Source organism: Fulvivirga ligni, from assembly GCF_021389935.1.
GTDB classification, from domain to species: Bacteria; Bacteroidota; Bacteroidia; order Cytophagales; family Cyclobacteriaceae; genus Fulvivirga; species Fulvivirga ligni.
The window spans coordinates 2216594-2238072 of record NZ_CP089979.1 but is presented as its reverse complement, the minus strand read 5'-3'; the positions used below and the strand labels follow the sequence as shown (position 1 = coordinate 2238072).

Here is a 21479-nt window from a genome sequence, read left to right as displayed (position 1 = left end):
ATTAAGTTAAAAGATTGTCTTTAGACTTTAGTTTATTTACTTCGATGGCGGCAATATATTGAATCCATGGGACTTCTTTTAGCGCTTTCATTATTTCTTCTCCTGCAAACGATTGTGATTCCTGTGAGGTCTTTAATATATAATCGTAATGTTGCATTTCAGGAATAAGGTAAGCGTTTTCACCATCTATCGATTTATTTTTATATAGCTGTATGCAGCAATATTCTGTTTCAAAGATATAACTGCCGAATATAGAGGGTCTTGCATCTTTTATCTCTAGTGTAAGGTCCTCGTCTTTAATAAATCTTATATTCAGACAATTATTTATAGACCAGGCTGCCTTATAAAAACGAATGGTAGATATGATTCCGAGCAGATCAAAATCATAACTATGCTCAATAATTAGCTTAGTCTTTTTCACTTATATTATATAATAATATGTGCGATCCTGTGTTTTAACTAAAATAAAATAGTGCTCAAACAACACTTTTAAATTATTTAGTCATCTTTACAACCCGAATTTTGAATTGTAAATTCCGGTGCAAAGTTCTCTAAAATTTGCAAATATTATAAGTTTTTAAGGGAATATTCGGCATTTTGCCTGCATTAATAACTTTAAATAAATTGTTTGACATTATTATATTTAATGCATTTCTTTGCAGATATTTTAACTATTAAAACATTAAAAACATGTCTGAAATAGCACAAAAAGTTAAATCAATTATTATTGATAAATTAGGAGTTGAGGAATCAGAGGTTACTCCTGAAGCTAGCTTCACTAACGATCTAGGAGCAGACTCACTAGACACAGTTGAATTAATTATGGAGTTTGAGAAAGAATTCAACATTTCAATTCCTGATGATCAGGCAGAAAACATTTCTACTGTTGGACAGGCAATTTCTTATTTAGAAGAAAACGTAAAAAGTTAATTTTAACTCCTTTTATATAATCCCTAACCCTCCTTTATGACGTTGAGAAGAGTAGTAGTCACAGGAATAGGCGCCCTTACTCCCATAGGAAATACAGCTCCTGAATTTTGGGAAGGCTTGAAAAATGGTGTTAGTGGGGCTGATCGCATCACTAGGTTTGATCCCGAGAAATTCCGCACACAGTTTGCCTGTGAAATAAAAAACTATAATCCAGAAGATCATTTTGATAGAAAGGAAGCCAGAAAAATGGACCCTTTCACCCAATATGCCCTAATCGTAGCTGATGAGGCTGTTAAAGACGCTCAGCTCGATCTGGAATCTATTGACTTAAATAAGGCTGGGGTTATATGGGGCTCTGGTATCGGAGGCCTCAAGACTTTTCAGGAAGAAGTGAAGAGTTACGCGAACAATGATAACACGCCGCGTTTTAACCCATTCTTCATCCCGAAAATGATTGCTGATATCAGTGCAGGTTATATATCGATAAAATATGGGTTTCACGGCCCTAATTTTGTCACCGTATCTGCGTGTGCTTCGGCCACCAATGCTCTAATCGATGCATTAAATTACATCAGATTAGGACATATGGATATCGCCATTTCTGGCGGAAGTGAAGCTGCAGTTACTGAAGCTGGAATTGGTGGATTTAACGCCATGAAAGCTCTTTCTGAAAGAAATGATTCTCCAGAAACTGCTTCAAGACCTTTTGATAAAGACCGTGAGGGATTTGTGTTAGGTGAAGGAGCTGGAGCATTAATTCTTGAAGAATACGAACATGCCAAAGCAAGAGGTGCAAAAATATATGCCGAAATTATTGGCGGTGGTATGTCAGCAGATGCTCACCACATTACCGCTCCACACCCAGAGGGTTTAGGAGCTACTAACGTGATGATCAATGCATTAGCTGACGCCAAAATTTCACCGGAAGATGTAGACTATATCAACGTACACGGTACATCTACTCCACTTGGTGACATTAGCGAAACGCTAGCAATCAAAAAGGTGTTTGGCGACCATGCTTATAAGCTTAACATTAGCTCTACAAAATCTATGACTGGTCACCTTTTAGGTGCTGCCGGTGCTATAGAGGCTGTAGCTAGTATAATGGCTATTAAAGAAGGTCTTGTTCCTCCTACTATCAATCACTTTACTGATGATGATAACCTGGATAACAAGCTAAACTTCACCTTTAATGAAGCGCAAAAGCGTGACATTAATGTTGCTCTTAGCAATACTTTTGGTTTTGGAGGTCACAATACCTCTATAATTTTCAGAAAAATCCAATAGTAGTGCGTCGTGGTGTAACTCGACTGGTTAACATTTTTCGAAAAAAATCACAAAAGGACAAAAGGCTTATTACCGCAATTACTACAATTGTCGGTAGTAAGCCTTTTAACTTAAAGCTGTACGAGCTGGCTATAAAGCATAGCTCTATTGCCAAGGTAAACAGCAAAGGCCTAAAAGAATCTAATGAAAGGCTGGAATACCTGGGCGATGCCATTCTGGGAGCTATTGTAGCTGACTACCTTTTCAAAACATTCCCCTTTAAAGAAGAAGGATTTCTTACCGAAATAAGAGCACGAATAGTAAATCGTGAATCTCTTAATAATCTGGGTAAGAAAATTGGCCTAAATCAGGTGGTGGAATACGATCAGAATAAGAAAGGAAATCTTTCTCACAAGTCTCTGTATGGTGATACTTTAGAAGCTCTGGTAGGTGCAGTATATCTGGACAAAGGCTACCGTTTTTGTTCTAAGTTTGTACTTGAGAAGCTCATTATCCCCTACTTTGATATCAACGAAATTATAAGATCTAATCCTAACTGGAAGAGTAAGATCATAGAATGGTCTCAAAAGGAAAATAAGGATCTTAAATTTGAAATTATTGCAGTGAAAAGCGATAAGCAACACCGGGAATTTACCGCTCAGGTTTATATTAATGAAGAGCCCATGGCCACAGGCATAGGTTCCAGTAAAAAAAGGGCAGAACAAAGTGCCGCTCAAAAAACCTGTGAACTCCTGAATTTGGAGTAAAATTACCGATATTCGCTCCTACATTCTCACACTCATAATTTTAGCCAATGACTAAATTAGCAGGAGCTACTTTAAACCAAACCGCTCTAGACTGGGCAAACAATTTCAAAAACATAAGTGAGGCTATTGAAACAGCCCAGAAAAACAAGGTGGACATCTTATGCCTGCCTGAGCTTTGCATTACAGGCTATGGGTGTGAAGACATATTCCTGGGTGACTGGATCTATGCTCGCTCGTTAGAGATTTTAGAGAAGATCATCCCTCTGTGTGAGAATATTACAGTGGCTATTGGTGTGCCCATAAAGTACGAAGGGAAGAACTATAACACCTGCTGTATAGTAAAGAACACTGAAATTTTGGGGTTCTATGCCAAACAAAACCTGGCTAATGACGGTGTGCATTACGAACCAAGGTGGTTTACTCCATGGCCCTCTGAGGTGGTAAAACCACTAGAAGTGTTCGGTGAAACCTACGACCTTGGTGATGTCATTTTTGAATTTGGCCCTATAAAAATGGGCTTTGAGATTTGTGAAGATGCCTGGCGCCAGATACGCCCGGCCTGCAAACTTTATGAAAAGGGCGTAAACCTGATATTAAACCCAAGTGCCAGCCACTTTGCTTTTGACAAAACACTAGCGAGAGAAGAACTGGTAGTGCTGAGCTCAAAAAACTTTCATTGTACATACGTTTATGCCAATCTCTTGGGTAATGAAGCGGGTAGAATGATTTATGACGGAGAAATACTGATCGCACGTCATGGAAAACTCATTCAAAGAAACGATTGGCTCTCTTTTAAAAGTGTAGAACTGCAGTATGCCGAAGTTGACTTCAATAATGAGGATGAGGTCTACCCTGCTCCTGTAGAATACATAAGAGACAAGAACACAGAGTTCTTAAAAGCAGAGACTTTAGCCTTATTCGATTACCTCAGAAAGAGCCGAAGCAAAGGTTATGTACTATCACTCAGTGGTGGCGCTGATTCCTCTACTATAGCAGTATTAGTAGGTGAGATGGTAAAAAGAGGAATCGTAGCCTTAGGAACTCAGGCTTTTCTTGAAAAAGCTGGCCTTCAACATATAAAAAGTACGGATTTAAAGAGCATTGTAGCTGAAATTCTGACTTGTGCTTATCAGGGCACTGTAAACAGTTCTGAAGATACTTTTAATTCTGCCAAGGAGCTGGCCACTGAACTGGGAGCCACTTTCCATCATTGGTTAATAGATGATGAAGTTTCATCTTATACTGGTAAAATAGAAAAGGCATTAGCTAGAGAATTAACCTGGGAGAAGGACGATATCGCACTACAGAATATTCAAGCCAGAGCTCGTTCTCCAATCATTTGGATGTTGGCAAATATTAACAATGCCTTGCTCCTCACCACCTCTAATCGAAGTGAGGGTGATGTGGGCTACGCCACCATGGATGGTGATACTAGTGGTAGTATTTCTCCTATAGCGGCAGTGGATAAGCATTTCATTATCAATTGGTTGAAGTGGGCAGAGAAAGAATTAGGCTATACCGCCTTATCTCATGTAAACTTATTGCAGCCAAGTGCTGAGTTAAGACCTCTGGAATCACATCAAACTGATGAGGCCGATCTTATGCCTTATCACATTATAGTGGAAATAGAAAAGCTGGCCATCAAAGAACATCAATCTCCGGTAGAGGTTTTCAATAATCTAAGTGCCAGGAATCTGGAAAATGATGACCTTCTAAAGCAGCATATTACTCGTTTTTATACGCTATGGTCTAGAAATCAATGGAAAAGAGAGCGAATAGCTCCATCATTCCATTTAGATGATTTCAACGTAGATCCCAGAACCTGGTGCAGATTCCCAATACTGTCTGGAAGCTTTAAGCAAGAATTAGAAGAACTAAACAACCTATAAAATCCAAGGATGAACTTATTGAACTACATCATCTGGGATACTGATCCCGTATTCTTTCATTTGCCATTCAATGATCATCCGGTAAGATACTATGGTTTACTCTTCACCCTAAGCCTGGTTATAAGTCAGCAGATCTTATTTTACATCTATAAAAAAGAAGGTAAACCAGAAAAAGACGTTGAAACCTTAACCATTTATCTGGTGCTAGCCACCGTTATAGGTGCACGTTTAGGACATGTTTTCTTTTACGACTTCCCGAATAATCCGGCAAAGTTCCTGGGTGACCCGTTGTATATTTTTAAGATATGGGAAGGTGGACTTGCCAGTCATGGAGCCGCTATAGGGTTGCTCACCGCACTTTGGTTTTACACTAACTTTAAGTTCGTAATCAATCCTTTCGGTAAAGGAGACAAGTTTGTTTTTAAGAAACAGAAGCGAGCCAATCAATCGTTTCTACAAATGGTAGATAGAGTAGCCATCCTTGCTGCCATTTGCGGCTGCCTTATAAGGGTAGGTAATTTTATGAATTCTGAAATTGTAGGAAAACCAACTGACTCTGAACAAGGCGTTGTTTTTGCCGCTAATCTCAACCAATTTGTTCAGGAATTCCCGACTCCCATTGCTGAAGTCACCTATAAAAAGGCACAATCTAACCAAAGCTATGAAACTGGACACGTTCCAATCCACGCTGAGATCAACTTCAAAAATCATCCTGACGTAAGGACTCAAGAAGGTGTTGAGAGCTATCTTAATAAATCATTTAAAGCTCAGCTAAAAGGGAAAAGCTACCTGAGAGAACATTTCTATGTATCTGATAGTGTTGAATTTATAAATAAAATATCACAAAATAATGCCGGTGAATACACTGCCGAGGTGAACATCTTCGGAATCCCAAGGTATCCTGCACAGCTCTATGAGGCTTTTAGCTGCCTGGTGCTATTTATTTTGCTATTCTTCCTTTGGAATAAATGGAAGAACAAAACTCCTCAAGGACTGCTATTCGGCATTTTCCTGACCGTGGTGTTTACTATGCGCTTTCTTTATGAGTTTTTAAAAGAGAATCAGGTGGGTTTTGAAGATGATCTGGCTCTTAACATGGGGCAGATACTAAGTATTCCTCTGGTAGTTATAGGCCTAATTCTTCTTATACGCGGATTAAAGAAAAAGAATGATCCCGAGCCTAAAATAGAATAGCGAAATCGTTTAGTTTATGATATACAATTCATATTTTTATCTACTAAACCTTAAACCAAAAACCATTTCCTGGGTAGGAATCGAAGATGCTGGCATACTTAATTTCATGTTTATTTTCACTATTTGCGACTTCGTATGCAGGCGATTCTACCGTAATAAGTCAGGACAGTATCCCTTCTGTTCAGCATGAGCAAGACACTACTTTAGGTCGCAATCTTTACATAGATAATATTCTCATCATTGGTAACACCAAGACCAAAAGGAAAATCATTTTGCGTGAAATGAGTGTGCGCCAGGGTGAATTCTATTATGAAGAAGACCTGAATAGCATTCTCATACAGGACAGGAATAAGATTTTTAATACCCGATTATTCAATACAGTTGAGGTTTCGTTGTTAGAACTGGGTAGCGATGCGGTGGACATTGTGATAAAGGTAACTGAACGATGGTACACATTTCCAGTGCCCATATTTGACCTGGTAGATCGTAATTTTAACGATTGGTGGCAAAATCAGAATCATGATTTCAGCCGGGTTAATTATGGAGTAAAGCTCTTCAAAAACAATATGAGAGGCCGTAACGAAAGCCTGCGTCTATTGCTACAGTTTGGCTATACCAAGCGATTTGATGTAGGCTACAACATCCCCTATCTGGACCGATCGCAAAGGCATGGCTTATCCGTGTTATTCTCATATGCTGAAAATAAGAACATTGCCATAGCCACCGAAGATCATAAAAGAGAATTTCTTGATTCAGAAAATATCTTAAGGGTGGAGACCTTGTACGGTTTAGGTTATAAGTTCAGAAACAATTTTTATACTCAGCATAACTTTGATATCTACTATAATGACAACTGGGTAAGCAGTGAAGTGACGGAGCAAAACCCCAATTACTACCTCAATGGTGACCTCACCCAGAGGTACTTCAGCGCCGCTTATGATTTCACTTATGATAAACGTAACAACATCAGTTATCCTTTGAGAGGCGTTAAATTTGATGCATTCATTCGTAAATATGGCCTGGGCATATTTGATGATATCAACCAGCTGGATATTGGCCTGAGGAATATTAAGTTTTTTGATCTTGGAAAATCCTATTATTTATCCAATTTCAGCTCTGTGTATGTTAGCACGCCTAAAGACCAGCCTTATGCCAACTTACGCGGTCTGGGTTATAAACATGATGTGGTTAGAGGGTATGAACTTTATGTGGTTGAAGCCAAGTCATTTTACCTCAACCGAACCACCTTTAAAAAGAAGCTGCTGAGCTTTACCACTCACCTTGGCTTTCTGCCTATAGACCAGTTTAAAAATATACCAATAGATATCTATTTAAAGACCTATTTCGATATGGCCTATGCTGAAAACCTGACCAATTATTATCAAAACAAAACCCTTTCTGACCGGTATTTATTCGGGACAGGACTGGGTCTTGATATAGTATCTTACTATGACACCGTTATCCGTTTTGAATATTCAGTGAATCGTGAAGGAGAAAGTGGCGTATTCATACATTTGAAGAAGGAATTTTAATAATCTACTTCCTTTCGCTTGCCTTTGGCAGTTACTCTGTACCACTTCCCTACTCTCTCTCCATTTTCGTAATTACCAACATACTCCAGATCACCTTTATCTGTGTAGAACTTCCATTCTCCGGTTTCTTTACCTTCAGAAAATGAGCCTTTCTGTACGAGTATCCCCTGATTGTTAAACACTTGCCAATCTCCTTCTGGCCAGCCATTTACGTAGGTTACTATGCGCTTTAATCTACCATTTTCATGATAAAAGCGCCACACTCCTTCATACCTACCCAAGTCATACTTACCGGCTTTTTCTACAACTCCATTATCATGATAATACGTGGCAGAATCCACTAGAAGATCATTGCGCCAATACTCCTTCCCGGTGAGGTTTCCCTGAAAATTGAAATAACTTACGTCTCCATTTAAAGCGCCGCTACTGTAGGTTTGGTAAGCACTTAAGGTTCCATCAGGATAATAAAATACCCATTCACCTTCTCTTTTCCCATTTTTAAGCGCTCCAACCGCCTTTTCAGCACCACTTTCATAGCGAAGAGTATCCTGTGCTAAAAGCGTGAAAGGCAGCATACTCATTAAAATAAATAGCTTAATCATGATTAGTTACATTCACTTCTACTCATACGGAGGTTTTAGTATTTTAAGTATACAACCTTAGCGTCATTATGAAAAAATTAATCCTGATTAGTTTATTGCTTTTGACCCAGCTCATCAAAACTTCTGCACAAAACATTGTAGAGTTTGGAGCCAGAAGCACCGGTATGGGCTATACCTCCAGCACCATGGCTGATGAATGGTCGTTGCTCAACAATCCTGCAGGACTTTCAGAGCTCAAAAATATGAGCGTTATCGGAGGATTTGAAAACAGGTATGGAGTTGAAGGATTAAACACAATAGCCGCTGGAATTAATAAACCATTAACAACTGGCTCTATTGGAATTTCTGTACTGAAGTTTGGAGATGATCTGTATCATGAACAACAGCTTTCGGCCAGCTATGCTAACACATTCGGAATAACCAGTCTTGGTATCAGGGTGAATTATAATCAATATCATCTGGAAGGTTACGGCAATAAAAACTTACTCTCGATAGATTTCGGAGGGATTACCACTCTGTCAGAACAATTCATTATTGGAGCATATATTAAGAATATTAATCAAGCCAAAATTTCAGACTTTGAAGATGAAAGACTACCCACCATCATGCAGGTTGGGATATCCTACCGACCAACTCAAAAGGTCATTTTCAACGTGGAAGTAGAAAAAGATTTGGATTATGATCTATCTATCCAGTCAGGATTAGAATATCTGTTTTTAAGCCGACTAGCCATAAGAATTGGAGCCCAGACCAATGCCTTTAAGCAGTTTGCTGGCTTGGGGTTTCGGTCCAGAAAACTTTCTATTGACTATGCCATCACTAACAGCCGTAACCTGGGACTAAGCCATCAAGTAGGGCTAATTTATTATTTAAAATTGGCAGAATGAAGCTGCTTATTTTACCTATATTGATATTGATAAGCTTACCACTAGCAGCTCAGAATACTAGACAAGACGTTGATATTCAAAAATATATAGAGAAGATCTTTGCTTTTCAGGATAGTGACTTAAGTTATGATGAGCTATATGAATCTCTATTGCTCTATTATTCCAATCCGATTAATATTAACAAAGCTACGAAAGAAGATCTTCGGGCTCTTTATATACTCAATGACCAGCAAATAGATGCCATCATTGAGCATATTAAAAAGTATGGAAACTTACTGTCTGTCTATGAGTTACAAACTATTCCTGCTCTGAGTTTGGATGATATCAGGTCACTTCTGCCTTTCATTAGGGTAGATGAGTATTTGAACAAAGATAATACACCACTGTGGCAGCGAATTACTACAGAACCGAACAACTATTTATTACTTAGGGTAGAGAGAACATTAGAAACAAAAAAGGGCTATACTGAGCCTAACGAAAGCAGTATTTCACTCTATGCCGGTAGTCCTTACAAATTATACAGCCGCTTTAGAGTGAGTCACACCAATGACTTTAGTTTAGGTTTTACCGCTGAAAAAGATGCAGGAGAAACCTTCTCATTAAATAACAAAAATCAAGGATTTGATTTCTACAGCTTGCATTTTCAAATTCAGAATGAAGGTCGTTTAAAAAATCTGATCGTAGGGGATTATCAAATGCAGTTTGGTCAAGGCCTGCTACTTTCGGCAGGCTTCAATGTGGGTAAGGGATCTGAGACTATCAATACCGTGAGAAGAAGTAATATGGGAGCCGGGCCTTACACTTCTGTCCTTGAAACCGGATTTTTCAGAGGTGCCACGGCCTCTTATCAGATCAATAAACATCTGGAAACCACTGTCTTCTACTCCAGACTTCAGCAGGATGCTGTGCTAAGATCAGACTCTGCGAGGAATGCTTACGAGTTTATTTCTTCCGTTCAAAGCAGTGGTTTTCACCGAACTGACAGTGAAATTAATGCCAAAAACCAGATCAATGAACAAACTTATGGAAGCCATTTACTATTCAAAGATGCCGCTGATAATCTGCAAGTTGGGTTTACAGTCATTGGTAATCATTACAGCACTCCTCTCATAAAATCTGACCAGCTCTATAATAGATATGCCTTTAGCGGCACTGACAATTATAACATCGGAATATCAGGGCAATACAACTGGAATAACCTGGCTCTCTTTACAGAAGCTGCCAGATCTAAAAGTGGCGGAATAGGTGCTGTTGGTGGTTTTATTATCAATTTAAGTAAGAGCCTGCAGAGCTCCATTGTTTTACGTCACTATGAAAAGGATTTTCACAGCTTCTATGGCAGTGCCTTTTCTGAAGCAGCCGGGACCAATAGCAATGAAAGTGGCTGGTATTGGGGCTTGAAATACTCACCAAACAGAAAGTATCTAGTAACAGCATATTTTGATCAATTTAGCTTTCCGTGGCTAAAATTTGGCGTCAGTCGCCCTTCCGATGGTTATGAATATTTGGTTCGCTTCAACTATCAGCCCACAAGAAAGGCTTTATTATATGCTCAGTTCAGGCAAGAATCAAAAGCCACTGACATTACCATACTAGAAAGACCGATGGTACTTACGGCCAATGGCATAAAAAACAATTGGATAATTTCCGCAGATCTTGACGCCACCGATAATATCACACTAAAAACAAGAATACAATTTAGTAATTACAACCTGAATCACCGCCATTCAGAAGGTTTGGCGCTGATTCAGGATCTGAATCTGAGGCTTAATAAATTCAGAATCAGTACTCGTTTTGCGTTATTTGATACCGATGACTATGAGAATAGGCAATATGCATATGAAAGAGATGTCTTGTATTCGTTTGCCATCCCAGCATACCATGGTCGCGGTACCCGAACTTACATTCTTCTACAGTACAAGATTAACCAGCACTTTGATATCTGGGTAAAATATGCGCAAACCCAATACCGTAATCAAGACTCTATTAGTTCAGGGTTGGAAGAAATAGAAGGAAGCACCAAGACCGACATCAAATGTCAGTTGAGGGTGCGATTTTAAAGGATCATAGACAATAATGCCTTCACTTTTTCAAGAAGATAAACCTTAGGCAGGTTCATTACCAGGCAGAGCATCATAAAGGCTACTATAGGCCTGTATACTTTCTGAAAAAAGGCTTCCTTTTTCAGAATGGCCATAAATAATCCAACGAAAAAAGGAAGAATAAAGGGGCTCAATATTCTATAGTCAAAAGGGTCAAATGGAGATAAACGCCTTAAAATGAGCAAGATGAGCATATAAGAAAAGCTCGTACCCCACAAGGCATAGACATCTTCATTAGTTTTTAGCAATGGGCCATTGATCAACCTTCTCTTCGTGATCATATAACCGATAACAGCCAACTGAATGAGCATAAGTGCAAAATACAGGTACTCATCTGTCGCTAGATAAAAGTTGCGGGCCAGAGAAGCAGAATTCAGGAAGCCGTGAAGTAAGTTGCCAATAAAATCAAGGTTATTGATCCAATCTGGAAACACCCTTTCTCCTCCTGTATAATCCCCCACTTGCAGGTAGTTATAATAAAAATAGCCAAGGGCCAAAATAGAACATATTGCCAGGCTGATAATACATTGAAAACTCAGCTTTCTGCGGTTCATGAAAAAGGCTGCTATAGCATAAAAGGCTACTCCAAAATAATAGACCAAACCGGCATACCTTATGAAGAAAAGTAGAGATAAGGTGACCGTCAATTTCAAAAAGAAAAGCCTCTCCCGTTCATACCAGGCATTTTTCAGCTGATAAGCTAGCAACAACACAAAGACCAGGAAAATCGGCTCTGACCAGGAGTATGAATACACTTCCAACATGGCAAACGAGCAGAAGTAAAGAAATGGGAACCATGCCCTGCTGCCCACCCATTTAAATAATAAAAAGTATATGGCTATCAGCGCTATGAAATTGACCATTTTAGAGGCCCAAAATACAGAGACTCCACCCGTTAACCAGGCAACAAAAGCCGTGAGAATAGGATAACCTGGCGCCCAGGCTGCGAAGTGTTGTTCAGGTGTATTTTCATCAAAAGGAAAGGTGTTTGGGCCTCGTAGGCCTTTTCCCTCCAGAATATTTTCTGCCACGCGAATGTAGAAATCAGAATCTGGCGATCGATAATGGGTGGCCTCCACAGAAATTCTGAGGCAAAGAACAGCTATAATCACTATGATCAAAAATGCTCCGAATAAATGATTACGCTGACTGACTTTCAAAAGGCTTATCTGAGGTTTATATCTACAAGTTTATCAAAAGAAGCAATATTTAAAAACTTAACTAGGGCTGATCTACTATCTTTGTAGCAAAGATTTGAATTATGCACGCAGTAGAATTAATAGACTCAGGCACCATACTGGCTATGGTAGTAGGTGGAATCATTTTTGTCGTTATTTTCTGGGCAATCTTCAGAAAAAAAAGATAAGATTAGTATATTCCATTACCTTTGCTTTTCATTTAAGTATCAAAAAATAAAAATAAAGTTTTCATGAACGTTAAGGGGAGAATTTTAGAAATTTCGAACACACAACAAGTTACCAGTTCATTCCAAAAAAGAGAATTCGTTTTAGAGTACGCAGAAAATCCACAGTATCCTGAGTTTATCAAATTTGAGATGATACAGGATAAATGCGCACTTTTAGATAGTTTCAAGACAGGAGACGAGATAAATGTACACTTCAACTTAAAAGGTCGTAAGTGGACTGACCCTAAAGGTGAAGTAAAGTATTTCAATTCGTTACAAGCCTGGAAACTAGAAGGAAATACTGCTCCTGCTGCAGGTGGTGGCAATACTCCTCCTCCAATGGATAATGGCATGGATCAAATGGAAGAACCAGGCTGGATTTCTGAAGGTGGGGATGAAGATGATTTACCGTTTTAATCTGATACATGAAAGCACTTTTATCTATACTAATTAGTCTGGCTCTATTTACATCAGGAGAAAAGATTCGAGAAATTGAATATAACGGCACTCCTGTAAAAACCACCTTCAATATACCTTCTGAACTTTACGGTAAGTATACTGGCCGTAAAACTGGCTACTTACAGCTTAATGATGACGGTACAGGCACCTATAACTATGATGTATTTGGCTTTGCGCCAGAATCATGCAAAAAAGGAGCTATTCAAATGGAGTGGGGTTTTCTTTTAGACGAAAACAATGAAATTGTTAAGTTTCAAAGAGAATATGGCCTTTCTTATCCTATATTAATGAAAAGCACAGGCGATACACAGTTTCAAGGCTGTAGAACACCTGTGATGTTAGATTTTATTTTAGTTAAAAAAGACGGAACAGTAGCTGTATCTTCTTCTGATGATTGGATCAAGAAGGTGGAAACAGAAAACTAGGCCTCTCTTTTCAATGTTATAATGGTTAACTCGGGAGGCATTCCAACCCTCCCGGGATATCCTAAATACCCAAAGCCCCGGTTTACATATAGGTATTGATTATCTTCCTGATACAGTCCTGCCCACTGCTTGTACACGTATTGAGAAGGGCTCCATTTAAAACCACCCACTTCTACCCCAAACTGAAAGCCGTGTGTATGCCCGGCAAACATCACATCAATATCCGGATGTTTTGGTCTTACCTGTGCATCCCAATGACTTGGATCATGAGATAAAAGCAATTTTACTGGCGCTTCTTCACTTCCTGCATAAGCTTTTTCCAGATTGCCATATTTAGAAAATCTGCCGGCACCCCAATTTTCATTACCAAGCACAGCTATTTTCTCATTGCCTATTTGAATAAACCTGTGCTCATTCATTAACAGGTCATATCCCATCTGATCATGGGCAGCGATCAAATCCTGAAAGTTTTTCCTTTTGGCTGTCTCTGAAGACCATGTAGCATAGTCACCATAATCATGATTACCCGTGGTTGAGTAAACACCTAAAGGAGCCTTTAGCTTATCAAATATGTTGATATAGTCTTTTACTTCGCCACTTTCATTATTTACCAGATCACCAGTGAAAAATATTAAGTCTGGCTTTTCTCTCAGGAACATTTCTACTCCACCTTTAACGGCCGTTTTATTAAAAAAGCTGCCGGAATGGATATCTGACAGTTGACCGATAGTTATACCATCGAACTCTTTAGGTAAGTTAGGTAGATAGATAGTTTTTCTTCTAAATCTATAATCATGTGCTCCAGAGATGATACCATAGCTCATGGCCACTAATGGCACTGTACCGGCTAAAATTGCTGTTTTAGTCAAGAACTCTGATCGTGTAATAGGTTCACCATCACCAGATGGAGAAGGGCTGGAAAAACGCGATATGATCCACTTTACACCTCTAATGAGGTCATCCATGAACAAAAAGAGCATTGCAAATACCTTAGAAAAATAATTGATGAATAGACCAGTAAAAATAAGGCTACGCGAAGAGCCTTTAAACCATTCAGGATCACCAAAATTGTAGACCAGTATAACCAGGAAAGAAACTACAGTTAGGCCCCAATATCCATACTTCACTGCCTTCCTGGCGGTAGCAGAGCTATTCTGCATTAAAAATGTAATACCCTGAAAAACATAATAATCAATCAGCAGCATTACTGCCATCAACATCACAATTACCATTAGCTTCTGCATTTTCTATTTATGATACCAACTTAAGAATTTTACTTCGGGTTCAATGTATTTGAATAAAAAAAGGCTGTTTCATCATGGGGAGAAACAGCCTTCTTAATTTATATCAATGTATTAACTGATATTCAGCTTTCTATTAATCTTAGCAAAGAACTGATACATGATCGGTACAATTACCAAGGTTAAGAACGTAGCGAAGGTAAGTCCGAATATAATAGTCCAGGACATTGGTCCCCAGAATGCTACGTTATCACCACCCATATAGAAATCTGAGTGATACTCTGTGAAGAACTTAATAAAGTCAAAGTTCAAACCTATAGCTAGCGGTACAAGCCCCAGGATAGTGGTTATCGCGGTCAATAATACAGGTCTAAGCCTTGTCTTACCAGCCTCTGCAATGGCAGCATCTATCTCGTCAAAACTTAATCGATCCACTCCTAACGCCTTCTGCTTTCTTGCTCTGATCAGTTCTATAAAGTCTATCAATACAATGGCATTGTTTACAACCACACCCGCCAGTGAAATGATACCAATCATGGTCATGATCACTACGAAGTCCATGCTGAACACGAACAAGCCTAAGAACACTCCCACCGTACTCAAACCTACTGAAGACATGATGATGATCGGTGTGGTAATCTTGTTAAACTGTGCTACTATGATCAGGAATATAATGAATACTGCTAACCAAAGTGCCTGAGTTAAGAAGGCCATCTCTTCTGCCTGCTTCTCTTGCTGACCACCAAATTTGAAGTCATAACCAGCTGGCATTTCAAAATCTTCAAGTAACACCTTAATATCATCATTGATAGCCGTAGGGTTATAGCCCTGAAGCACGTTAGAATATAAAGTAATCACCCTCTCCAAATCCTTTCTTTTAACAGAACCATAAGTAGAGCTTAGCTCCATATTGGCTACCGAACTGATTGGAATCTGAATGATTTGACCGCTGTTATTTCTGAAAGTAATTTCCTTGTTTTTCAACGTTTCTATATCATATCTATATTCATCCTGAAGTCTCAGCTCGATATCATAATCATCTTCTCCTTCTTTATACTTACTGATTTCCTTACCGAAAAGAGCTGTTCTTATTTCACTAGCAATAGTCATGGTAGAGAGCCCAAATCTTCTGGCATTATCTCTATCAATGTTTACCAGAAGCTCTGGTTTACCAGTTTCTAAGTCAGTCTGTAAGTTTTCTATACCTTCAATGCCTGATGTATTGATATAGTTTTTCATTCTATCAGTAATAGAAATCAAAGTATTGATATCATCACCTGACACCTCAATATTAATAGGCTTTCCGGTAGGAGGTCCTGCTGCATCTTTATCTACTGATATTGATACACCTGGGTACCCTTGAATAGCATTTCGAATCTCATCAAAAATCTCTCTGGTATCTACTCCATCTCTATCCTTAAACTCAACAAAGTTTACAGTGATACGAGCCTTATTCGGTGTATCAGTAGCTCCGAATGATCCTGGATCGTTAGGATCAGCAGTATCTTGCCCTACTTTCGCGATTACTGACTCTACCACTTCTCCATAAGGTTTCACCACTTCCATCACCTCCTTCTCCACTTGTTTAGAGAATTCGTTGGTCTTATCAATGTCAGTACCTATAGGGAATTCAATAAATACGTTCACATATTTTGGTAAGTTCTCAGGGAAGAACAGTACGGTTGGTGGCTTGATCACATTTAAGGCAATGGACAATATCAACAGCGCGATAGTACCCCAGAAGAACAACCAAGGTCTCCAGCCTTTAAGAGCGAAAGAAAGTGTTCTGGAATATAAATCTTCTAACCATGGTAAGAACCCAGACTGGAATCTTCTACTGGCAGGCATCAATACGTAAACATTCAAAAGGATTAATAATCCACAGAATACTAGCAAGTTACCTAACCAAGCCGCTCCAAATATCAAGATTAATGTACCCAGAAGAACAAGGATACCAGAGTTTCTTAATATCTTATTATGGTTCACTTTTTTACCATCCTCTATCTTCATAAACACAGAGATAAGAGCCGGGTTGATTACCAGTGCCACAAATAATGACGAGGTAAGCGTAATCATTACACCGATAGGTAGGTACTTCATGAACTGACCCATAAGTCCTGGCCACATGGCTAACGGTAAGAAGGCTGCCAATGTAGTGGCTGTAGATGTAATAATAGGCCAAGCTACCTCACTAACCCCTAACCTGGTAGCTTCCCAAGGAGAAAGTCCTTCCTCCATAAGACGATATACGTTCTCCACGATTACAATACCATTATCCACCAACATACCCAATGCTAAGATCAGCGAGAAGAGGATCATCATATTAATAGTGATACCCAACACACTCATTATCAAGAAGGTAATGAACATGGACACCGGAATAGCGACTCCTACGAAAAGGGCGTTACGTGTACCCAGGAAGAAAAGTAATACCAATACTACCAGAATTACCCCAGAGATAATGTTGTTCTCCAAGCTGTTTACCAAGTCTCTGGTCATCTGACTTTGGTCATTGGTAATGGTAATCTCAAGACCTTCAGGAAACTGAGGTCTCATCTCATCTAGTACCTTATTAATTTTATCAGTGGCGATAAGCAGGTTTTCTCCACTACCTTTTATAACGTCTACAGACACCACCGGCTTTAACGCTAATCTGGCATAACTTTGAGGATCTATATATCCAAATTCTACTTTAGCTACATCTCCCAGGTAAACGATATTATCATCCTGATGCTTGATCACGATATTAAGCAGGTCTTGAGGATCTTTATATTCACCTACTACCCTTATGGTTCTTCTCTGCTCACCTTCCTTTAGGTTACCCGCAGAAAAAGTTACGTTCTCAGCGGCTACCGCTTGCTCAATATCAGAAAAGCTTATCTCCCTGGCATCCATCAGATATGGATTAGCCATGATTTTCACTTCCTTGTCGTCTACACCTCTAACCTCTACAGAAGATACTTCACTGATACGCTCCAGCTCATCTTCAAGGTCTTCGGCAATATTTTCCAGCTTCTCTATGCTAAAATTACCTGAAAGGTTAATGTTCATGATTGGCATTTGCGAAAAGTCCATGTCAAAAACATTAGGATCAGTATCTAAGTCACTAGGCAGCTCTTGCTTAGCCTTATCCACCGCATCTTTTACCTTTTGCAGGGCGTCATCTATATCCATATCAGACTCAAATTCTACTATAATGGTAGAATAATCCTGCACGGAGGTAGACTTTATGTTATCGACATCTGAAATGTCATTTATCTCTTTTTCAATAGGCCTTGTAATCAGGTTTTCTATATCCACTGGTGAGTTACCCGGATAAGTAGTACCCACATAAACCATTGGCTGCTCTACTTCAGGGTAACTGTCTTTAGGTAGGTTATTATAGGATGTAATACCCATAAGCACCACCAAAAACAGTAGGAAGAAAACCGTATTCCTGTTGTTCAAGGATAATTTGGTGAGCCCAAATTCCTTTTCCTTGTGCTCTTCTTGCACTTGGGGTTGATTATCTTTATTAATGTTAGTATCTGACATACAATTAGAGCTTTTTAATTTAATTGGGCAGTTTTAGTAGATCTTTCTACAGATTTAATAGCTACGCCATCACTTAAGCTTCTGTATCCTTCGGTAACTATTACGTCGTTCTGTTTTATACCCTCAATCACCTCTGTATTACCATCATAGCTGGCACCTACTTCTACTTCCGTTTTCTTAGCAACTACCTGATCTCCTTTAGTTTCAGTAATGAATACAAATTTGCCGTCACCGTCAGTAAGTATGATTTCAGTAGGCACTGTAATGGCGCCTTCTTTAGTGTAATCAGTTAAGTTCAATACCACTACCTGGTTAGGCTTTACCGGAAAATCAAGCTTAGGCAGATTCACCTCTACTGAGAATGTTCTGTTAGAGCTATTGATCACTTCACTAACTGCAGATATTTTAGACTTCACATGCTTATCTTGTGTAGGGAAGTATAATTCTACCTCATCTCCCTGCTTAAAGTCAGAAACATATCTTTCAGAAACGTCAGCATCTATATACATCATTTCAGGGCTCACTATTCTCACAAGGTTTTTACCAGGCTGAGCCATTTCTCCTACTCTGGCAGGCACTTCATCAATAACCCCGGAGAAAGGTGCTTTCACTATCGCCTGATCTAGTTGAGAATAAGCGGTAGCCAATCTTCTTTCTAATGACTCTTTATTGTTTTTAGCTTCTAAATACTGAATCTCTGTCCCAATCTTCTTATCCCATAGGTTAGACTGTCTTTCATATACAGCTTTAGCCAATTCTAAAGAAGTTTTTAACTCAGCCACGCTGTTTCTAAGAATGTCTGCATCTAGCACTACCAATGTTTGGCCAGCTTTCACCCTCTGTCCTTCAGAAACTTTTACACTTTCTATAGTTCCTGCAGTTTCAGACGTAAGCATCACATTTCTACGAGATTCTACGGCTCCTCTCACCTCAATCTTATGATTGAAATTAGATGGCTGCACGGTTTGAGTATTTACCAAAACCGCTTTTACATTACCACCAGGTGTAGCTGTAGTGTCTTCTTTAGCAATTTCCTCCTCCAGTTGCTTAATTTTAGAATTTAAGTCCTTCACCTCACTCTTATAAGACTGAAGCTGCTCTTTCTTGGCCTCTAAGCCTTCCTTCTGCTGACATGCAGCAAGGAATAAAGTAAAAATAGCTGCGTAATAGATTGCTGTATTTTTCATTTCTGATTTATTTTCTGGATTGGGTTATTTTATTTTTTAAGTAATTGACCATAAGCCTTTTCTAGCTCCACTTTAGCAATAAGAGCATCATAAAGGGCATTATAATAATTGGTTTGAGCTTCTTTATAGTCAGCATCGGCCTCTACTAATTCTAAATTAGAGCCTACTCCTTCTTTAAATTTAATGCTGGTTACGTTGTAGATATCCTCAGCAAGCTCCATGTTTTCTCTTTGTGCTTTCATCTGCTTTAGAGAAGTCTCCATGTTAATTTTAGCTTGACGAACTTCTAAGTCAATTGAGTTTTCCAATTGATCAAAAGAATTCTCTAATTGCCTGATTTGAAGTTTATTATGCTGTATTTTATTACTCTTAAGAAATCCATCAAACACCGGAACGTTAAGTGATAACCCTACTAAGCCAAAGTTTAACCACCTGTCTGATTCAAAAAGTTGATCAGAATTATCAGTCTGAGTATTATAGCCATAATTAAAGTTAGCATATAGAGTTGGCAGGTATTTGATTTTATTATTCTTTAAATCAAGATTAGCCAAAGCCATATTAGTCTGTAACTGAGAGTATTCTATTCTTTGAGCATAATCAAAACCGCCGTTACCTTCTGGATCATCAAAAACAACTTCTTCAAGCTTATCAGTTAGTTCAATTGTATTCGAAAGAGGCATTCCCATTTGAAATTTCAATATATCTCTACTTAGCTCAAGAAGTTTTTCAGTGTTTTCAACTTGCACTTTCAAATTATTATATTGAACCTGAAGTCTATTCACATCAATTCTTTCAGCAAACCCATTCTCTCTCATGATTTTAGTTTCATAAAGAATGGTATCTATTCTGCTAAAGTTAGTTTTGATTAGAGCAAATCTTTCTTCACTTACCAGAACATTGTAATAAGCTTTTGAAATAGCCTCAACCACATCAATTTGACTCTTAATGAATTCCTTTGAAGATAACTCTTTATAGGTTTTAGAAGCTTGTAACCCAACAAAGAACGATCCGTCAAAAATCAACTGTCTTAAAGTTAGGGCCACATTTCCATCATACTTTTGTTGAAAGGACAATACCACCTCCTGGCCTTCAGGAATAGTTGGATCAAAGGTACTTGCGTCTAGCAATGACTTTTGTCTTTCAAAATTGTAATTAACTCCAGCCCCTATACTTACTTGAGGTAAGCCTTCACTTAAAGTTTCTCTCACTTGAGTTTCAGCTATTTCCTTATCTATAGCTTTATTCAATATATCCTGATTATGCTCTAAAGCATAATCTATACACTGTTGCAGTGTAAAGGTGCTAGGCACAGCCTCTTGTGCTCTGAGGGTGCCAGCTAAAAGCAAAAATCCAAGTATAAAACTTAAATTAAATCTCATTATTATAAGTCGTTTTGGTTTGATGTAATTCTAATTTATCTAAATATTCCAGGTATAACTCCCTTCCTTTTTCAGTTACTATTCCATTTACATAATGGCTTAAAAACTGTAATTGGGTATCCGCGAGGTTAAATTTATCCGGCGGAAAAAGCCGACTATCAAAGGCCAGTTGCACTTGCTCTAGCCTCATAATGGCCAACACTTCCGGATCCATATTCTCACGATATAAGCCCTGCTGTATACCATCTCTTAAGTTTTTGACCAGGGCATTTTTTATATATGAATTCTTAAAATCTTCAATGACCTTCCATGCCTGCGGGTGATACTTCTGTAAATCAAATATCAAAGATGGATTCATATCTCTGAAGTCATCACGCATGCATCTGGTCATTAAGGTGAGCTCTTCAATAGGATTTCTAGATCTGTTAAAGATGTAATTATAATCCTCCTTCTCATTCTCCGCGTGAGATTGTACTGCCATCAGTACTATCTCATCTTTGTCCTTAAAATACTGGTAAATAGTCTTTTTAGAGATGGATAGCTCTCGGGCTATATCATCCATAGTAACACTACGCACCCCGTATTTTGTAAACAACTCAGCTGCACCTTTTATAATTTTAGCTCTTGTATCCAACGGTTTTAAAATTTATGCTAAGAAACTAAGGAAACTTTAAACATGT

Annotated in this window: 18 protein-coding genes; 10 read left to right on the top strand and 8 right to left on the bottom strand. The window is 38.7% G+C overall.

Annotated features, from left to right (window positions below):
• Position 1: 1 nt before the first annotated feature.
• Positions 2 to 421 (bottom strand): IPExxxVDY family protein, encoded by a 420-nt coding sequence (locus LVD16_RS09925; RefSeq protein ID WP_233773780.1) that lies wholly within the window; start codon positions 419 to 421, stop codon positions 2 to 4.
• A gap of 269 nt (positions 422 to 690) precedes the next feature.
• Between LVD16_RS09925 and LVD16_RS09920 the strand changes: the two genes are divergently transcribed.
• The 6 genes from LVD16_RS09920 to LVD16_RS09895 all read left to right on the top strand — a co-directional run bounded on the left by LVD16_RS09920 (position 691) and on the right by LVD16_RS09895 (position 7578).
• Complete coding sequence (locus LVD16_RS09920) at positions 691 to 930, top strand: acyl carrier protein (protein WP_202245760.1); 240 nt, start codon at positions 691 to 693, stop codon at positions 928 to 930.
• Between the two features lie 36 nt (positions 931 to 966).
• Positions 967 to 2217, top strand: a complete 1251-nt coding sequence (gene fabF, locus LVD16_RS09915; protein ID WP_233773779.1) for a beta-ketoacyl-ACP synthase II — start codon at positions 967 to 969, stop codon at positions 2215 to 2217.
• Between the two features lie 2 nt (positions 2218 to 2219).
• Positions 2220 to 2963, top strand: coding sequence for a ribonuclease III (gene rnc, locus LVD16_RS09910; RefSeq protein WP_233773778.1), 744 nt, complete (start codon positions 2220 to 2222; stop codon positions 2961 to 2963).
• 47 nt (positions 2964 to 3010) lie between these two features.
• A complete protein-coding gene (nadE, locus tag LVD16_RS09905) occupies positions 3011 to 4852 on the top strand; it encodes an NAD(+) synthase (protein WP_233773777.1) in 1842 nt (613 codons plus the stop codon).
• A gap of 9 nt (positions 4853 to 4861) precedes the next feature.
• Positions 4862 to 6046, top strand: coding sequence for a prolipoprotein diacylglyceryl transferase (locus LVD16_RS09900; RefSeq protein WP_233773776.1), 1185 nt, complete (start codon positions 4862 to 4864; stop codon positions 6044 to 6046).
• 86 nt (positions 6047 to 6132) lie between these two features.
• Positions 6133 to 7578: a POTRA domain-containing protein gene (locus tag LVD16_RS09895; RefSeq protein WP_233773775.1), complete on the top strand. Its 1446-nt coding sequence runs from the start codon at positions 6133 to 6135 to the stop codon at positions 7576 to 7578.
• On the opposite strand, the gene LVD16_RS09890 is transcribed toward LVD16_RS09895, so the two are convergent.
• The gene (locus tag LVD16_RS09890) at positions 7575 to 8180 is read right to left on the bottom strand and encodes a toxin-antitoxin system YwqK family antitoxin (protein WP_233773774.1); all 606 of its coding nucleotides are present in this window, start codon (positions 8178 to 8180) and stop codon (positions 7575 to 7577) included. The genes LVD16_RS09895 and LVD16_RS09890 overlap by 4 nt on opposite strands.
• A gap of 68 nt (positions 8181 to 8248) precedes the next feature.
• On the opposite strand from LVD16_RS09890, the gene LVD16_RS09885 reads away from it, so the two are divergent.
• Together LVD16_RS09885 and LVD16_RS09880 are read left to right on the top strand one after the other, a co-directional pair.
• Complete coding sequence (locus LVD16_RS09885) at positions 8249 to 9067, top strand: PorV/PorQ family protein (protein WP_233773773.1); 819 nt, start codon at positions 8249 to 8251, stop codon at positions 9065 to 9067.
• Positions 9064 to 11127, top strand: coding sequence for a ComEA family DNA-binding protein (locus tag LVD16_RS09880; RefSeq protein ID WP_233773772.1), 2064 nt, complete (start codon positions 9064 to 9066; stop codon positions 11125 to 11127). The genes LVD16_RS09885 and LVD16_RS09880 overlap by 4 nt, the downstream gene beginning before the upstream one ends.
• Here LVD16_RS09880 and LVD16_RS09875 read toward each other — a convergent pair.
• The gene (locus tag LVD16_RS09875; RefSeq protein ID WP_233773771.1) at positions 11124 to 12329 is read right to left on the bottom strand and encodes a hypothetical protein; all 1206 of its coding nucleotides are present in this window, start codon (positions 12327 to 12329) and stop codon (positions 11124 to 11126) included. The two genes, LVD16_RS09880 and LVD16_RS09875, sit on opposite strands and share 4 nt — an antisense overlap.
• Before the next feature lie 269 nt (positions 12330 to 12598).
• Here LVD16_RS09875 and LVD16_RS09870 point away from each other — a divergent pair, with 269 nt between their 5' ends.
• Positions 12599 to 12991, top strand: coding sequence for a DUF3127 domain-containing protein (locus tag LVD16_RS09870; protein ID WP_233773770.1), 393 nt, complete (start codon positions 12599 to 12601; stop codon positions 12989 to 12991).
• Between the two features lie 8 nt (positions 12992 to 12999).
• Positions 13000 to 13458 carry a hypothetical protein gene (locus LVD16_RS09865; RefSeq protein WP_233773769.1) on the top strand — a complete coding sequence of 153 codons (459 nt, stop codon included), beginning with the start codon at positions 13000 to 13002 and terminating at the stop codon, positions 13456 to 13458.
• Here the strand turns inward: LVD16_RS09865 and LVD16_RS09860 are convergent.
• The 5 genes from LVD16_RS09860 to LVD16_RS09840 form a co-directional block, all read right to left on the bottom strand.
• Positions 13455 to 14702: a metallophosphoesterase gene (locus LVD16_RS09860; protein ID WP_233773768.1), complete on the bottom strand. Its 1248-nt coding sequence runs from the start codon at positions 14700 to 14702 to the stop codon at positions 13455 to 13457. The genes LVD16_RS09865 and LVD16_RS09860 overlap by 4 nt on opposite strands.
• Before the next feature lie 111 nt (positions 14703 to 14813).
• Positions 14814 to 18233, bottom strand: a complete 3420-nt coding sequence (locus LVD16_RS09855; protein WP_233773767.1) for an efflux RND transporter permease subunit — start codon at positions 18231 to 18233, stop codon at positions 14814 to 14816.
• A 14-nt stretch (positions 18234 to 18247) separates the two neighbouring features.
• Positions 18248 to 19420, bottom strand: coding sequence for an efflux RND transporter periplasmic adaptor subunit (locus tag LVD16_RS09850; protein WP_233773766.1), 1173 nt, complete (start codon positions 19418 to 19420; stop codon positions 18248 to 18250).
• A 29-nt stretch (positions 19421 to 19449) separates the two neighbouring features.
• Positions 19450 to 20799 (bottom strand): TolC family protein, encoded by a 1350-nt coding sequence (locus LVD16_RS09845; RefSeq protein ID WP_233773765.1) that lies wholly within the window; start codon positions 20797 to 20799, stop codon positions 19450 to 19452.
• Entirely contained in the window at positions 20789 to 21433 is a 645-nt protein-coding gene (locus tag LVD16_RS09840; RefSeq protein WP_233773764.1) for a TetR/AcrR family transcriptional regulator, read from the bottom strand. The genes LVD16_RS09845 and LVD16_RS09840 overlap by 11 nt, the downstream gene beginning before the upstream one ends.
• Positions 21434 to 21479 lie beyond the last annotated feature (46 nt).

What these genes read in the sequence shown, in the direction of transcription:
- LVD16_RS09920 (WP_202245760.1), top strand. Translation starts at nt 691, where the DNA reads ATGTCTGAAATAGCACAAAAAGTTAAATCAATTATTATTGATAAATTA.
- fabF (WP_233773779.1), top strand. Translation starts at nt 967, where the DNA reads ATGACGTTGAGAAGAGTAGTAGTCACAGGAATAGGCGCCCTTACTCCC.
- nadE (WP_233773777.1), top strand. Translation starts at nt 3,011, where the DNA reads ATGACTAAATTAGCAGGAGCTACTTTAAACCAAACCGCTCTAGACTGG.
- LVD16_RS09900 (WP_233773776.1), top strand. Translation starts at nt 4,862, where the DNA reads ATGAACTTATTGAACTACATCATCTGGGATACTGATCCCGTATTCTTT.
- LVD16_RS09895 (WP_233773775.1), top strand. Translation starts at nt 6,133, where the DNA reads ATGCTGGCATACTTAATTTCATGTTTATTTTCACTATTTGCGACTTCG.
- LVD16_RS09890 (WP_233773774.1), bottom strand. Translation starts at nt 8,180, where the DNA reads ATGATTAAGCTATTTATTTTAATGAGTATGCTGCCTTTCACGCTTTTA.
- LVD16_RS09885 (WP_233773773.1), top strand. Translation starts at nt 8,249, where the DNA reads ATGAAAAAATTAATCCTGATTAGTTTATTGCTTTTGACCCAGCTCATC.
- LVD16_RS09880 (WP_233773772.1), top strand. Translation starts at nt 9,064, where the DNA reads ATGAAGCTGCTTATTTTACCTATATTGATATTGATAAGCTTACCACTA.
- LVD16_RS09870 (WP_233773770.1), top strand. Translation starts at nt 12,599, where the DNA reads ATGAACGTTAAGGGGAGAATTTTAGAAATTTCGAACACACAACAAGTT.
- LVD16_RS09865 (WP_233773769.1), top strand. Translation starts at nt 13,000, where the DNA reads ATGAAAGCACTTTTATCTATACTAATTAGTCTGGCTCTATTTACATCA.
- LVD16_RS09860 (WP_233773768.1), bottom strand. Translation starts at nt 14,702, where the DNA reads ATGCAGAAGCTAATGGTAATTGTGATGTTGATGGCAGTAATGCTGCTG.
- LVD16_RS09855 (WP_233773767.1), bottom strand. Translation starts at nt 18,233, where the DNA reads ATGTCAGATACTAACATTAATAAAGATAATCAACCCCAAGTGCAAGAA.
- LVD16_RS09850 (WP_233773766.1), bottom strand. Translation starts at nt 19,420, where the DNA reads ATGAAAAATACAGCAATCTATTACGCAGCTATTTTTACTTTATTCCTT.
- LVD16_RS09845 (WP_233773765.1), bottom strand. Translation starts at nt 20,799, where the DNA reads ATGAGATTTAATTTAAGTTTTATACTTGGATTTTTGCTTTTAGCTGGC.